Origin of the sequence: Pseudomonas sp. Irchel 3E19 (assembly GCF_900187585.1) — a bacterium.
In the GTDB taxonomy this organism is placed as follows: domain Bacteria; phylum Pseudomonadota; class Gammaproteobacteria; order Pseudomonadales; family Pseudomonadaceae; genus Aquipseudomonas; species Aquipseudomonas baetica.
The window spans coordinates 200,018-213,433 of record NZ_FYDT01000001.1; the positions used below are offsets into that span (position 1 = coordinate 200,018).

The 13,416-nt window shown below is 59.7% G+C and carries 14 protein-coding genes and 1 riboswitch; of the genes, 2 read left to right on the top strand and 12 right to left on the bottom strand.

Annotated features, from left to right (window positions below):
• Window positions 1-89 precede the first annotated feature (89 nt).
• From CKW18_RS00970 to ahcY, 3 genes are all read right to left on the bottom strand, one after another.
• On the bottom strand, window positions 90-902 hold the full coding sequence (locus CKW18_RS00970; protein ID WP_095187024.1) for an ABC transporter substrate-binding protein: 813 nt from the start codon (window positions 900-902) through the stop codon (window positions 90-92).
• A 192-nt stretch (window positions 903-1,094) separates the two neighbouring features.
• A complete protein-coding gene (metF, locus tag CKW18_RS00975) occupies window positions 1,095-1,940 on the bottom strand; it encodes a methylenetetrahydrofolate reductase [NAD(P)H] (protein ID WP_095187140.1) in 846 nt (281 codons plus the stop codon).
• Window positions 1,941-2,110: 170 nt separating this feature from the next.
• Complete coding sequence (gene ahcY / locus CKW18_RS00980) at window positions 2,111-3,520, bottom strand: adenosylhomocysteinase (protein WP_007913721.1); 1,410 nt, start codon at window positions 3,518-3,520, stop codon at window positions 2,111-2,113.
• A 23-nt stretch (window positions 3,521-3,543) separates the two neighbouring features.
• Window positions 3,544-3,642: riboswitch (S-adenosyl-L-homocysteine riboswitch) on the bottom strand.
• Window positions 3,643-3,840: 198 nt separating this feature from the next.
• On the opposite strand from ahcY, the gene CKW18_RS00985 reads away from it, so the two are divergent.
• Entirely contained in the window at window positions 3,841-4,248 is a 408-nt protein-coding gene (locus tag CKW18_RS00985; RefSeq protein WP_095187025.1) for an acyl-CoA thioesterase, read from the top strand.
• 176 nt (window positions 4,249-4,424) lie between these two features.
• Window positions 4,425-5,312, top strand: coding sequence for a formate/nitrite transporter family protein (locus tag CKW18_RS00990; RefSeq protein ID WP_095187026.1), 888 nt, complete (start codon window positions 4,425-4,427; stop codon window positions 5,310-5,312).
• On the opposite strand, the gene CKW18_RS00995 is transcribed toward CKW18_RS00990, so the two are convergent.
• From CKW18_RS00995 to sctN, 9 genes are all read right to left on the bottom strand, one after another.
• Window positions 5,313-6,578, bottom strand: coding sequence for a sodium:proton antiporter (locus tag CKW18_RS00995; RefSeq protein ID WP_095187027.1), 1,266 nt, complete (start codon window positions 6,576-6,578; stop codon window positions 5,313-5,315).
• Window positions 6,579-6,752: 174 nt separating this feature from the next.
• On the bottom strand, window positions 6,753-7,811 hold the full coding sequence (sctU, locus tag CKW18_RS01000) for a type III secretion system export apparatus subunit SctU (protein ID WP_095187028.1): 1,059 nt from the start codon (window positions 7,809-7,811) through the stop codon (window positions 6,753-6,755).
• Entirely contained in the window at window positions 7,808-8,596 is a 789-nt protein-coding gene (gene sctT / locus CKW18_RS01005) for a type III secretion system export apparatus subunit SctT (RefSeq protein ID WP_095187029.1), read from the bottom strand. Before sctT ends, sctU begins: the two co-directional genes overlap by 4 nt.
• Window positions 8,593-8,859: a type III secretion system export apparatus subunit SctS gene (sctS, locus tag CKW18_RS01010; protein ID WP_095187030.1), complete on the bottom strand. Its 267-nt coding sequence runs from the start codon at window positions 8,857-8,859 to the stop codon at window positions 8,593-8,595. Before sctS ends, sctT begins: the two co-directional genes overlap by 4 nt.
• Window positions 8,860-8,861: 2 nt before the next feature.
• The gene (gene sctR, locus CKW18_RS01015) at window positions 8,862-9,515 is read right to left on the bottom strand and encodes a type III secretion system export apparatus subunit SctR (RefSeq protein ID WP_095187031.1); all 654 of its coding nucleotides are present in this window, start codon (window positions 9,513-9,515) and stop codon (window positions 8,862-8,864) included.
• Window positions 9,512-10,444, bottom strand: coding sequence for a type III secretion system cytoplasmic ring protein SctQ (gene sctQ / locus CKW18_RS01020; RefSeq protein WP_095187032.1), 933 nt, complete (start codon window positions 10,442-10,444; stop codon window positions 9,512-9,514). Before sctQ ends, sctR begins: the two co-directional genes overlap by 4 nt.
• Window positions 10,441-11,040, bottom strand: a complete 600-nt coding sequence (locus CKW18_RS30475; RefSeq protein ID WP_170947192.1) for a type III secretion system needle length determinant — start codon at window positions 11,038-11,040, stop codon at window positions 10,441-10,443. Before CKW18_RS30475 ends, sctQ begins: the two co-directional genes overlap by 4 nt.
• Window positions 11,041-11,444: 404 nt before the next feature.
• Window positions 11,445-11,912, bottom strand: a complete 468-nt coding sequence (locus CKW18_RS01030) for a type III secretion protein (protein WP_095187034.1) — start codon at window positions 11,910-11,912, stop codon at window positions 11,445-11,447.
• Entirely contained in the window at window positions 11,909-13,231 is a 1,323-nt protein-coding gene (gene sctN, locus CKW18_RS01035; RefSeq protein ID WP_095187035.1) for a type III secretion system ATPase SctN, read from the bottom strand. Before sctN ends, CKW18_RS01030 begins: the two co-directional genes overlap by 4 nt.
• Window positions 13,232-13,416 lie beyond the last annotated feature (185 nt).

The following is a 13,416-nucleotide window of genomic DNA, read 5'->3' on the forward strand; positions in this document are numbered from 1 at the left end:
AAGCTGCGCTGTAGCGGGTCGAGAGGCCTGTTACGGTTCCGGGCGTCCGGGCGTGAGCCTGGCGGGAACGCCGGAGTATAACAGAGCAATCACCGCGCGCTGCTTTCCTGCTGCTCAACGGTTTTGCTGTTGGCCGAGACATTGCCCAGCGGCGCGGCCCCGACAGGCGCTGCGCCATAGCGAGCACTCAATTCGGCGTAGGCCGGTTCGCGCTTGAAACGCTTGAGTTCGGCACCGAAGCGTTGCACCAGCAAATCCATGCCGGCATTGCGCCGAACCGCAAGAAACTGGCTCTGGCGGCTAATGACTGTAGGGTTTTCGCTGATCTGATCGCGAATATTCAACTGATCGAGCAAATGCTGACCGACGCGGCGATCAGTGATGAGCAAGTCGATACGGCCGCGTAGCAGTTTGCCGAAGTTGGCTTCGTGGGTCGGTGCCGGTTCACGGGTAAACAGCGTCGATTCGCTGAAGTCGGGGCTGTACAGATAGCCCGGCGAAGTGCCAATGGTCAGGCCTTTGAGTTCTTCGAGTTTGCTGAAAGGGTGTGGCCGGTCGTTGGCATAGAACATCACGAACTCGACATCCGACAGCGGTTCGCTGGGGTAAAGCAGGGTGGCGTCGCGCTCGTCGCTGTGAAAGATGTCCAGCGCGCCGTCAGCCTGGCCGGTTTCCAGCATCGACAGACAGCGTTTCCACGGCAGAAATTGCCATTCGACTTCTATGCCCAGGCGCTTGAACACGATTGCGGTGGTTTCGTAGTCCAGGCCGAGGCTCTTGCCGTTCTCCTCGTAGACGTAAGGCGCCCACGGTTCGGTGACGATACGCAACTTCTCGCCTCGAGCGGCGAAGCTCAGGCAAGCAAAAACCAGCACGGCGAATAACTGCGTGATCAAGGGCATGGCTTGAGATTACGACGAGAAACGCGAAAGAGCCAGAAAGTGCCTGCACAAGCTCTGTCTCGGGCCTTTAAAGCAAAAGATCGCAGCCTTCGGCAGCTCCTACAGGGTGAACTAAATCCCAATGTAGGAGCTGCCGAAGGCTGCGATCTTTTGATCTGGCTTGTAGCTTTCAGCTTGAAGCTTGTAGCTGCTTCAGCGCGGCAACTTCAGGTTATTCCAGATCGCCAGGCTAGGTTCGGCCTGGTTCATGGAATAGAAGTGCAGCCCTGGTGCGCCGCCTTGTAGCAGGCGTTCGCACATCTCGCTGACGACTTGCTCGCCAAAGCGCTGAATGCTTTGCGTGTCATCGCCGTAGGCTTCCAGTTGCTTGCGGATCCAGCGCGGAATTTCCGCACCGCAGGCATCGGAGAAGCGCGCGAGTTTGCTGTAGTTGGTGATCGGCATGATCCCCGGCACGATCGGCAGATCCACACCCTGCGCCTGCAAACGGTCGACGAAGTAGAAGTAGCTGTCGGCGTTGAAGAAGTACTGAGTGATCGCACTGTCGGCGCCGGAGCGGGCCTTGCGCACGAAGTTGGCGAGATCGTCTTCGTAATTGCGTGCTTGCGGATGCATCTCCGGGTAAGCAGCAACTTCGATGTGGAAATGATCGCCGGTTTCTTCGCGAATGAATTCAACCAGTTCATTGGCGTGACGCAGCTCACCACTGGTCATGCCCATGCCGGAAGGCAGGTCGCCACGCAGGGCAACGATGCGCTTGATGCCGGCAGCCTTGTACTCGTTCAGCAGGCCGCGCAGGTCGTCCTTGCTGTCGCCGACGCACGACAGGTGCGGTGCGGCCGGTACTTTGACTTCGCTTTCCAGTTGCAGAACGGTGTTGAGGGTGCGATCACGGGTCGAACCACCAGCGCCATAGGTGCAGGAGAAGAAATCGGGATTGTACGTTGCCAACTGACGGGCAACGTTGAGCAGCTTTTCATGCCCAGCATCGGTCTTGGTCGGGAAGAACTCGAAGCTGTAGCGACGGTCTTGGGACATGGTCATACCCTTGGAAACAAGAACCTTCGAGGCGCTGCAATCCCGTGTGGGAGCGAGCCTGCTCGCGAAAGCGCTGGGTCAGACAACGCGGATACTGAATGATAAACCGCCTTCGTCGGATCGCCGCCCGGAGCAGGCTCGCTCCCACAGGGAGAGCGAGCAAGCGCCTGTTAGTAGCGGTAAGCGTGCGGCTTGAACGGGCCTTCGACGGTGACGCCGATGTAGTCAGCCTGTTGCTTGGTCAGTTGAGTGACCACGCCGCCGAAGCCGCGAACCATTTCCAGGGCCACTTCTTCGTCGAGTTTCTTCGGCAGTACTTCAACGGTCAGGCGCTCGGCTTTCTGGGCTGGCGACAGGTCGGCGTACTTCTGGCCGAACAGGAAGATCTGTGCCAGAACCTGGTTGGCGAACGAACCGTCCATGATGCGGCTTGGGTGGCCAGTGGCGTTACCCAGGTTAACCAGACGGCCTTCGGCCAGCAGGATCAGGTAGTCGTCGTTCTGAGCGTCGAACGCGCCCGGGCCGGTACGGTGGATCTTGTGTACCTGTGGCTTCACTTCTTCCCATGCCCAGTTCTTGCGCATGAAAGCGGTGTCGATTTCGTTGTCAAAGTGACCGATGTTGCAGACAACAGCGCGCTTTTTCAGGGCTTTGAGCATGTTCGCGTCGCAAACATTGACGTTACCGGTGGTGGTCACGATCAGGTCGATCTTGCCCAGCAGCGCTTTGTCGATGCTTGCTTCGGTGCCGTTGTTGATACCGTCGATGAACGGCGAAACCAGTTCGAAACCGTCCATGCAGGCTTGCATGGCGCAGATCGGGTCAACTTCGGAAACCTTGACGATCATGCCTTCCTGACGCAGGGACTGAGCCGAGCCCTTGCCCACATCACCGTAGCCGATGACCAGCGCTTGCTTGCCGGACAGCAGGTGGTCGGTACCGCGCTTGATCGCATCGTTCAGGCTGTGACGGCAGCCGTACTTGTTGTCGTTCTTGGACTTGGTCACCGAGTCGTTGACGTTGATGGCCGGGATTTTCAGCTCGCCCTTGGCCAGCATGTCCAGCAGGCGGTGTACGCCGGTGGTGGTTTCTTCGGTCACGCCGTGAACGCGATCCAGTACTTGTGGGTACTTGTCGTGCAGCAGCTGAGTCAGGTCGCCGCCGTCGTCGAGGATCATGTTGGCGTCCCATGGCTGGCCATCTTTGAGGATGGTCTGCTCCAGGCACCACTCGTACTCTTCTTCAGTCTCGCCTTTCCAGGCGAAAACCGGGATACCGGCAGCAGCGATAGCGGCAGCGGCCTGATCCTGAGTCGAGAAAATGTTGCAGGACGACCAGCGCACTTCGGCACCCAGGGCAACCAGGGTTTCGATCAGCACGGCAGTCTGAATGGTCATGTGGATGCAGCCGAGGATCTTGGCGCCTTTCAACGGCTGTTCGCCGGAGTACTTGCGACGCAGACCCATCAGGGCCGGCATTTCCGATTCGGCGATGATGGTTTCGCGACGGCCCCAGGCAGCCAGGGACATGTCGGCAACTTTGTAATCGTTAAAATCTGCAGGCGTGATAACAGCGCTCATGAAGAGCCTCCATTCGTAATGTATGCGAATGGGCGCCGTTGTGCGTTTAGTGTCCGGCCTGAGCCAGTCAACGCCCCATCCGAGCCTGACAGGTTGAACCTGCTGCAGCGCCCCTCGGACAGGTGGCGGGAAAACGGTATCAATTGAAGATGACCGTTTTGAAACGGGGGCGATTATAGCCGTCTAAACTGATCTTCCAAAGGGTTTCTGTCGGCCAAATGAAGATCGCTAATGGCGACCATAGTAGAAGCCGCATGGAGCATGACCGCTCAGTCTGCCAAGATAGCGTCCATCATTGGGCAAGACACTCAGGAGTGAAGATGAATTTCCACACCCGCAAATGGGTAAAACCCGAAGACCTGAACCCCAACGGCACCCTGTTCGGCGGCAGCCTGCTGCGCTGGATCGACGAAGAAGCGGCGATCTACGCCATCGTCCAGTTGGGCAATCAGCGCGTGGTGACCAAGTACATCTCCGAAATCAACTTCGTCAGCGCCTCGCGCCAGGGCGACATCATCGAACTGGGTATCACCGCCACCGAGTTTGGCCGCACCTCGATTACCCTGACCTGTGAAGTGCGCAACAAGATCACCCGCAAGAGCATTCTCACCGTCGAAAAAATGGTTTTCGTCAACCTCGGCGAAGACGGCTTGCCGGCCCCGCACGGGCGCACCGAGATCAGGTATGTCAAAGACCAGTTCAAGGAAGATGAATCGCTCACTAACTGATATCGGCGTTGGCCTCTTCGCGAGCAGGCTCGCTCCCACATTTGGAATGCGTTCCCCTGTGGGAGCGGGCTTGCTCGCGAATGCGGTTGTGCAGCCACCGAATCTTTATCTGGCCACTGAACAGTCGTGAGCCGCGGGAGTCGTAGGTAAACACCACCCCCACCGGTTCCCACGCCATGACCACCCCGACAGACGGCAAGACCCCCGACCTCTCGACCGAAGAAAAACACGAAGTCGAGAAAAGCCAACCGCCCCGCGCGGCGGTGCTGCATGAAATCATCCGCACACAAGGTGATCAGGAGCTGGAGCGCAGCATTGCTGCGCTGTGGTGGTCGGCACTGGCAGCCGGGTTGACCATGGGCTTGTCGCTGATGGGCATGGGGCTGCTCACTTCGCGGTTGCCCGACGGCGACGAATTCAAGGTGATTGCCAGTTTCGGTTACTGCGCAGGCTTTCTCGCGGTGATTCTCGCCCGCCAGCAACTGTTCACCGAAAACACCCTGACTGCCGTGCTGCCAGTGATGACCAAACCGACCCTGCTCAATGTCGGCCGGCTTGTTCGCCTTTGGACGGTGGTGCTGTTTGGCAATCTGTGCGGCACGATTCTGGTGGCGTACGTGATGCTGGAATTGCCGATCTTCGACACCAAGACGGATCACGCCTTCCTCGAAATCGGCCGCAAAGTCATGGAAAACCACGCCAGCCAGATGTTCGCCAAGGGCATCGTGTCCGGCTGGATGATCGCCACCATGGTCTGGATGATCCCGTCCATGGAGAGCTCGAAGATGTGGATCATCATCCTCATCACGTACCTGATGGCGCTCGGCGATTTCACCCATATCGTGGTGGGTTCGGCGGAGGTGTCTTATCTGGTGTTTGCCGGCGAATTGCCGTGGAGTGATTTCTGGATGGTATTTGCCGGGCCGACATTGGCGGGGAATATCATCGGCGGCAGTTTCATCTTCGCCTTGATCAGCCATGCGCAGATTCGCAGCGAAAGCGGCAAACCGAAGGAGTCTGCGGATCAGGCGCAAGAGCCCGATCCGCAGCAGATCAAAAAATGATCAGTGGTGCGCGGGTTCACTGACCGTCGCGGGCTCGTTGCGAGTCGCGTGTTTGACCAGTTTGCCGATGGTCAGGCCCTGCAACAGGATCGACGACAGCACCACGATGTAAGTGATGCTCAGCAGCAGATCGCGTTCCGGGCCCAGTGGCAGGGCCAGCGCCAGTGCCACCGAGACGCCACCGCGCAAACCGCCCCAGGTCAGAATCCGGATGGTGCCGCTCGGCACCGTACGCCAGCGGCGCAGCAGGACGATGGCCGGCGCCACGGTGAGCAGGCGCGAGAGCAGGATTGCCACCGCCAGCAAACTGGCCGCCGCCACATGCAGCCAATTGAACGGCAGTAGCAACAGTTCCAAGCCGATCAACGCAAACAGCAGCGCATTGAGCATGTCATCGAGCAGCTCCCAGAAGCCGTCGAGGTATTTGCGCGTCATGTCGTTCATCGCCAGGTTGCGCCCCAGGTTGCCGATGATCAGGCCGGCAACCACCATCGCAATCGGCGCCGAAACGTGCAGCTCGGAAGCCATTGCCGAACCGCCGATCACCAGCGCCAGGGTCAGCATCACTTCGATCTGGTGCTGCTCGATGCTCTTGATCATCAGGTACACCAGATAGCCGATCAGACCACCGAACAGCACACCGCCGATGGCCTCGTGAGCGAACAGCATGGCCGTGGCGCCGACGGTGGGTGTTTCGCCGAGTTGGGCAATGCCCAGCAACACGGTAAACACCACAACCGCGGTGCCATCGTTGAACAGCGACTCGCCAACGATGGTGGTTTTCAGCGGCTTCGAGGCGTTGGCGGTCCGCAGCACACCGAGCACCGCGATCGGGTCGGTCGGCGAGATCAGTGCGCCGAACAACAGGCAGTAGAGGAAACTCACGTGCCAGCCGAACAGGGCAAAAATATAGTAGGCCAGGCTGCCGATTACCGCAGTGGCAATCAATACACCGAAGGTCGCCAGCAGGCCGATGGGCCAGCGATAGCTGCGCAGGTCGTTCAGGTTGACGTGCAAGGCGCCTGCGAACAGCAGGAACGAGAGCATCCAGTTCATCAGCAGATCACCGAAGTCGATCTGGCCGATCAGTTGCTGCACGCGTTCTTCGAGACCGGGGTAGCCGAGCAGGCTCAAGCCTTGCAGCAGTAGCGAAAACAGCAGCGCGGTGACCATCACGCCGATGGTCGGCGGCAGGCCAATGAAGCGGAAATTGACGAAGGTGAGGAGGGTAGTGAGGCAGATGAATGCGGCGACAAGTTCAAGCATCCGGGGTCCTTTGGATGGGAGCGTGAGAAGTTTGCCCGCAATGGCGGGCACAGCTTTGATGCGTGGTTTTACGCGGGAGATACATCCTGCGAGGCGTTAACGCCGGTCTGCGTTGACCGCAGGATCGGCGTGCCGTTTCCGCCTGCCGTAAAAAAAACGGGTGGCGCAGGCGTGTTACAGCTCCGATGGCGGTGTCTGTTGTTGACTGTCGAGCCAGCGCAATACTTCGGCTGTGGTCTGAATCAGCTCGGCCGGGATGTATTGGTCAACATGGCCATCCTGGTACAACGCTCGGGCCAACGGCACGCGGTGCAACACCGGAATGCCTTCTTCCTCGGCAATTCGCCGCACTTGCAGGGCCAGTGCTTCGGTGTGTTTCAAGGTGACGACCGGCAGCGGTGTCTCGCCCTTCACGTAGCGGATACCAACTGCAATGTGGGTGGGGTTGGCGACGATCACCGAAGAACGTTTGACGTCGGCGCGCAGGTTGCTCGACTGCAACTCCTGGTGAAACTGACGCCGTTTGCTTTTGATTTCCGGGCTGCCTTCCATTTCTTTGTATTCGCGTTTGACCTCATCCTTGCTCATGCGCAATTGCTTGGTGTGCTGGTAACGCTCGAAGGCATAGTCGAGCGCCGAGATCACGATGAAGCCCACGCCGCAGACCACCAGCAAGTCTTCAAGCAGCAGACCGATCACGGGTGCAATGCAGGTCAGGCCGCAGCCGGGCAGGCGGACCAGGGTATCGAGGTTGTCGGCCAGAATCGTCCAGACCAATATCGACAGTAACGCCACTTTGAACAGCGACTTGAGAAAATCCACCAGGCTGCGGATCGAGAAGATCTTCTTGGCGCCTTCCACCGGGTTGATCTTCTGCAAATCGGGCATGATCGATTCGCCACTGAGCAGGAAGCCGTACTGCGCCACATGCGCGGCGATTACCACCACTGCCGCGACGACCAACAGTGGCAGGCAGAGGTAGATCATCTCCTGGAACAGGTTTTCCACCATCAACTTCAAGGCCAGTCCAAAAGGTAGATTCAGGTACGTCTCGGGCATCAGCATCAGTTGCCCGAGGTGCTCCATGTAGTATTCGGAAAAGCCGATAAGTGTGGCGATCAATGCAAGGATCAGCGCGGTGGACACCACTTCCCGACTCTTGACGACCTGGCCTTTGGTTCGTGCATCGCGAAGTTTCTTCGGCGTGGGCTGTTCGGTTTTTTCAGCGCTCATGGCGTCTCCAGTACCGGGCGCAGTTGGCGCAGCGGGTCGATGGCGATCAGCAGGCTGTCGTAGGCGTGATCCATCAATACGTTCAGGTAAATCACCAACAGCAGACTGGCGACGATGCTTTTGATCGGCATGGCGAGGATGAACACGTTCAACGACGGCGCGAAGCGGCTGATCAGGGCCAGGCCGAATTCAGCGAGGAACATGGCGATCAGCAGGGGCGCTGCGAGCAACAGACACAGGCGTAACAGTTGCCCGAACTGAGCGTAGAAAAAGTCCACCCACTGACTACCGATGTACGGGAAGAAGGTTGCCACCGGCCAACTGACATAGCTCTGGTACAGCGCGCCGATCAAGGTCAGGAACGCACCACCGGTGAAAAACAGCGTGATCAGGGTTTGTGTCAGCAACAGGCCGGTGGGGCTGGTCTGGCTGCCCAGTGTCGGGTTGAGCGTCGAGGCAATGGAGGCGCCGCGTTGGTTATCAATGATGAAACCGGTGGCCTCGATGGCCCAGAACGGGATCGTCGCGACGAAGCCGATCAGCAGGCCAAGCAACACTTCTTTGCCGATCAGCATGGCCAGATCGATACCGTCGAGCGTCATCGGCAACGTACCGGCGACGGTCGGGTAGGCAAACAGCGCCAACGAACAGGCGACGCCATTACGCACCAGGCCGCCACCGAGCATCTGCTTGCTGAGAATCGGCATGACCACAAAACAGCTGATGATTCTGGGCAGCAGCAGGGTGTAGGCCAGCAGCAGTTGTTGCAGATCCTGAATGCTCATCGCACGAGGGGGATCTTGAGCAACGTCAGTTCGGCAAAGGCATACAGTTCATTGCCCATCCAGCCGGCCGTGACAAACAGGGTGATCACCACGGCAATCAGTTTGGCGACAAAGCCCAGGGTTTGTTCCTGGATTTGCGTCAGCGCCTGCACCAGCGACACCAGCGTGCCGACGGCAGCGGCCATGAGCACGGTGGGCATCGACAGAATCAGCACCAGCCACAGGCTCTGGCTGGTGAAGTGAAGGATTTCGGCGTTGTTCACCCTCAGCCCCCGTAACTGATCACGAGACCGTGGGTCAGCCGCGCCCAGCCGTCCAGCAGGACGAACAGCAGCAACTTGAACGGCAAGGAAATGGTCATCGGCGAAACCATCATCATCCCCATCGCCAGCAGGATGTTGGAGATGATCAGGTCGATTGCAATGAACGGCAGGTAAATCAGAAAGCCGATTTCGAAGGCGCGGCTCAGTTCGCTGACGGTGAATGCCGGCAGCAGGATCAGCAGACTGTCGGGTTCCAGGCGGTCCGCGTACTCGCTGGGCCAGACCTGGCGGGTGCCGTCGACGAAAAAGGCGTGTTCACGGGCATTAATCTGCTTCTTCAAAAAGGCCCGATACGGCTCCATGCCTTCGTCCAGAAATTGTTCCACCGATGCGGTATTGCTGAGGCTGACGTCATGCGTGCGCAAGTAGTCGCGGGTGGCGAAACCGATGGGGGCCATCACGTACAGACTCAAGATGATTGCCAAGCCATACATGGCCATATTTGGCGGAATCTGCTGCACGCCCAAGGCGTTGCGCAGCAATGAGAAGACCACGGTCATCTTGATGAATGAGGTGGCCATGACCGCAATGAACGGCAGCAATGCCAGCAGCGCCAATCCGAAAATCAGGCTGAGCTCGTCAGGCAGTTGAATCATGCGGGCTGATCCTGCAACAGGCGGGTGATGCGCACACCGAGACGATCCTGAATATTCACCAGCTCACCCACGCCCAGGCAGCGCTGGTTGACGAGGATTCGCACCTCGCCGTCGAGCGGTGCGGCCAGGTCGATCAACGAACCTGGTTGCAGGGTGGCGAGGGTCTGCAGGTCGAGGGTCTGACGGCCCACTTCGAAGCTGACCTGGACCGGGAGTTGATCCAGGCTGGCCAGATCCTGTGGGGTTTCGACGGGCGCTTCGGTGTGCATGGCGAGCAGTTCCAGTTGAGAATCGTGGTGGCGAAATCGTGCCCATGGGCGGTCTTCGACGACGCCGAGTAAGGGGCTGGCGGCGTCGTGGCGCGCTGGCAGCAACAGGAGATCACCGGTGGCCAGTGAATGCAGTTGCGCCGGGAGCAGGCAAACCGGGCCCCATTGCAGCGAGAGTCGCAAGGCAATTGCCGTCAGCTCTGCCAATGGGCGCGCGGGCATGCACGCAAGCAGCGCGTCGGGGGCACCCTCAAGCCAGATCACCAGACGCTGCGCGCCACGTGACAGCGTCAACGCCAGCGTCGGTGTGTTCGTGCCGGATTCGGGTCGACACGGTTCGATGCTTTTCCAGATGAGCCCCGGCAGCACCGCACTTTCCAGCTCCAGCAATGCTAATTGCAGCGGCGGTGGCAGGCTGCTGAACGCGGCTTCCTGCAAGTGAGGTTCAAGCCATCCGGCCAGGCTTGCACTGTGACAGCGCCAGCTCAGGGCCAGACCTTGCCAGTGAACATTGAGCCGCACATCCAGCGCGTCGGGCTGCGGCAGGAACGTCAGCCGGGCTTCGCCGTCCGCGAGCGGGTAGCGCGTGCGACAACGACTGACTTTCTGTTGCAAGGCCAGTGCGCAAGCTTCAACGCGCGGCAGTTTCAGGCTGCTCATGTGTCTGGCTCCCACTCGTCCTGCACATGCCGACGCTGGCGCGAGCCCTGATCGCTGCCCTGTTGATGCTGGTTGAAGGTCAGCTGGATCGGTTGTCCGGGGTTGAGCCGTTGCAGGCGCTCCATCAGATCGCCACGGGCGAGTTGAAGTTGCAGCAAGCTGCCGGGGCTGGCCTGGATTTCAACGTGCAGGTGCCCATGCGAATGGGCGAGCTGGACATCGATCTGTCCCAGTTGCGCCAGGTTCACCTGCAATAACGTGGTGCTGCCATCGCGGGTCACGCCGGCATGGATGTGCAGTTGCAGGGTCTGCATCAGTTTGTCGAGGTCTTTGCCCAGTGCAGGCGGCTCGGCGCCTTGGAGCAAGCGAGCCAGCAGCTTGTCACCCGGTGTCTGAGTCGTCACGGCAACAGGTGCCGGCTCTTCGATCAGTGTATTCAGGGGGGGCTGTTGCTCTTGCTCGCCAGAAGAATTGTGCTGGTCAGAGGCCGTTTCTGCGACGACCCCGAGTGCAGGGCCACCGAGCGGAACGGGCAGACCCGGTTCGGGGTTCTTCGCGGTCACCGGGGTGTTTTCGCGCGGGCCTGTGGCAGGCACGGGACGTTCGCTCGCAAGCGCGGGTTGCTGATGCGCGCCTGTGGGCGATGGCGTGAGTTCTGCTCCAGGCTCCGGTTGCGCGCCGGCTCCGTCCTTTTCAGCGCGCTCATCCGGCGTGCCTGGATCTGACTCAGGGCCGGTGAGCGATTTTCGTCTGTGGTTTGCGGTCTCTGTGACGTGCCGGGAACCATCTTCCGGAACGCGCGATGCATTCGCAGGCGTTTTGCCCGGTTCACGACTATCGGACTTGCGCAAAGCTTCGGCCCGACGTTTCTCGTTCGCGTCAGGTTTATGGTTGAGTGCCCGTTCGAATTCAGCCTGACGGCTCTGGTCGGCTGCAACCCGTGCCGGTGCCGGTGTGCGCGTAAAGACATCCTGTGGGAAGTCCGGTGGAGAAGTTCTGCTCATGAAACGGCCTCGACACGACGGAACTCTTCGAGCTCCTGTTCTTCTTTGAACTCAAGCAACAGCCGTTCCTCGGCGAGGGCATGGCGGGTCAATTCGGTGAATTTTTCCACCTGCTGCTGAGCTTCCTGCAAGCGACGTCGGCTCAGGCGCAGGCGTTCGTGTTCCTGGCTCAGATTTTCTGCGTGCTCGGCAATGCGCTGTTCCAGTGTTGCTTCCTTTTCTCGCAGCAGGGCAACCTGTTGCTGCCATTGTTCAAGCGCCTTGCGGTTCATGAGCTTGGCCTTGCAGCGTTCGAACAATTGGTGCTCTTGCGCCTGGCGCCACTCTCGGTATTGCTGGTGTTCGGCGATTGCGGACTGATGGCTACGGTGTGCCTCGGCGACCCGCCGCTCCTGGCGTTGCAGCGCCTGTTCCGCGCGCTCGACGCGCAAGCTCTTGATGCGCAGCAGGGTGGGTAATGTCATCGGGTCAGACTCGCAAGTTGTTCAAGACAGTGCGGCAAATCACTGGGCTCGTGGGTGCCCTGACGTAACCAGGCCCGGATACCGTCCATTTTTTCGATGGCCCGATCAGCCACAGGGTCCTGGCCTTTCTGGTACTCGCCAATCTTGATCAGCAACTCGACCTCTTCGTAGCGGGCCAGCCATTCGCGCAACTGGTTGGCGCCTTTACGGTGTTCAGCGGTCACGATCTGGTTCATCACCCGGCTGACCGAACGCAGTACATCAATGGCCGGGTAGTGGTTGGACGCGGCCAGCTTGCGCGAGAGGATGATGTGCCCGTCGAGAATCGAGCGGGTCTCGTCCGCCACGGGTTCGGTCATGTCGTCGCCTTCGACCAGCACGGTATACAGCGCGGTAATCGAACCTTTGTCCGACTGGCCGGCGCGCTCCATCAATCGCGGCAAGGCGGCGAATACCGAGGGCGGATAGCCGCGCCGGGTCGGTGGTTCGCCCGCAGCCAGGCCGATCTCGCGCTGGGCTCTGGCAAATCGGGTGACCGAATCCATCAGCAGCAGCACGCGTTTACCCTGATCGCGGAAATACTCGGCAATCGTGGTGGCGACAAACCCCGCCTTGGCCCGCTCCATTGCTGGACGGTCCGAGGTGGCAACCACCAGCACCGAGCGTTTGAGCCCTTGCTCACCGAGGTCGGACTCGATGAATTCGCGTACTTCCCGGCCTCGCTCACCGACCAGCGCGAGGACGATGACGTCGACGTCAGCGCTGCGCATCAAAGTGGCCAGCAGCGTGCTTTTACCCCCACCGGCCGCCGCGAAAATGCCCATGCGCTGACCTTCACCGCACGTCAGCAGGCCGTCGATGGTGCGCACGCCAAGGGAAATCGGCCGCTCGATCAGCTTGCGGCTCATGGGGTCCGGCGCGTCGCGGTAAACCGGGTACCAGGCTGCGGGCTCAGCGAGGCTGCTGCCGTTGAGCGGCTGGCCGAGGCCGTCGAGTACCTGGCCCAGCAGGTGATCGCCAACACCAACCTGATGCATGGTGCCGGTTGGGCTGACTTCAGTGTTCGAGGAAATGCCGAGCATTTCACCCAGCGGAGTCAAGAGCGCTTGATGCTGCTGAAAGCCGATGACTTCGGCCATCAGCGACAGCGACTGATCCGGGTTGCGCAATTGGCATAGTTCGCCCACGCGCACACCCGGGACCACCGCTTTGAGCAGTGTGCCGGTGACCTGGGTGACCCGGCCGCGAATTTGAATCAGCCGACCTTTATCGATGGCCTGCTGCATCTGGCCGGTGATGTGTTCGAGTGAGAGGTGCATGGTCGGCTTGGGAGTGGGACTGGCCGCCACTATAAATAAAGGCTCGCTGCGGTAATTTCAGTGCCGGTCGCAAGTTTTTAGAAATTGGTTGGCGCAAGGCCTAAAAAAATGCGACTGATTTTGGCAGAGCCCTCGGCGGACGAATTTCTACAATGGCCCCACATCTCCGTTGCCTGCAAGCGAGT

Coding starts and splice junctions, on each gene's coding strand:
- ahcY (WP_007913721.1), bottom strand. CDS start 3,520: ATGAGCGCTGTTATCACGCCTGCAGATTTTAACGATTACAAAGTTGCC.
- metF (WP_095187140.1), bottom strand. CDS start 1,940: ATGTCCCAAGACCGTCGCTACAGCTTCGAGTTCTTCCCGACCAAGACC.
- CKW18_RS00995 (WP_095187027.1), bottom strand. CDS start 6,578: ATGCTTGAACTTGTCGCCGCATTCATCTGCCTCACTACCCTCCTCACC.
- CKW18_RS01030 (WP_095187034.1), bottom strand. CDS start 11,912: ATGACATTACCCACCCTGCTGCGCATCAAGAGCTTGCGCGTCGAGCGC.
- sctQ (WP_095187032.1), bottom strand. CDS start 10,444: ATGAGCAGCCTGAAACTGCCGCGCGTTGAAGCTTGCGCACTGGCCTTG.
- sctN (WP_095187035.1), bottom strand. CDS start 13,231: ATGCACCTCTCACTCGAACACATCACCGGCCAGATGCAGCAGGCCATC.
- CKW18_RS00990 (WP_095187026.1), top strand. CDS start 4,425: ATGACCACCCCGACAGACGGCAAGACCCCCGACCTCTCGACCGAAGAA.
- sctU (WP_095187028.1), bottom strand. CDS start 7,811: ATGAGCGCTGAAAAAACCGAACAGCCCACGCCGAAGAAACTTCGCGAT.
- CKW18_RS00970 (WP_095187024.1), bottom strand. CDS start 902: ATGCCCTTGATCACGCAGTTATTCGCCGTGCTGGTTTTTGCTTGCCTG.
- CKW18_RS00985 (WP_095187025.1), top strand. CDS start 3,841: ATGAATTTCCACACCCGCAAATGGGTAAAACCCGAAGACCTGAACCCC.
- sctR (WP_095187031.1), bottom strand. CDS start 9,515: ATGATTCAACTGCCTGACGAGCTCAGCCTGATTTTCGGATTGGCGCTG.
- sctT (WP_095187029.1), bottom strand. CDS start 8,596: ATGAGCATTCAGGATCTGCAACAACTGCTGCTGGCCTACACCCTGCTG.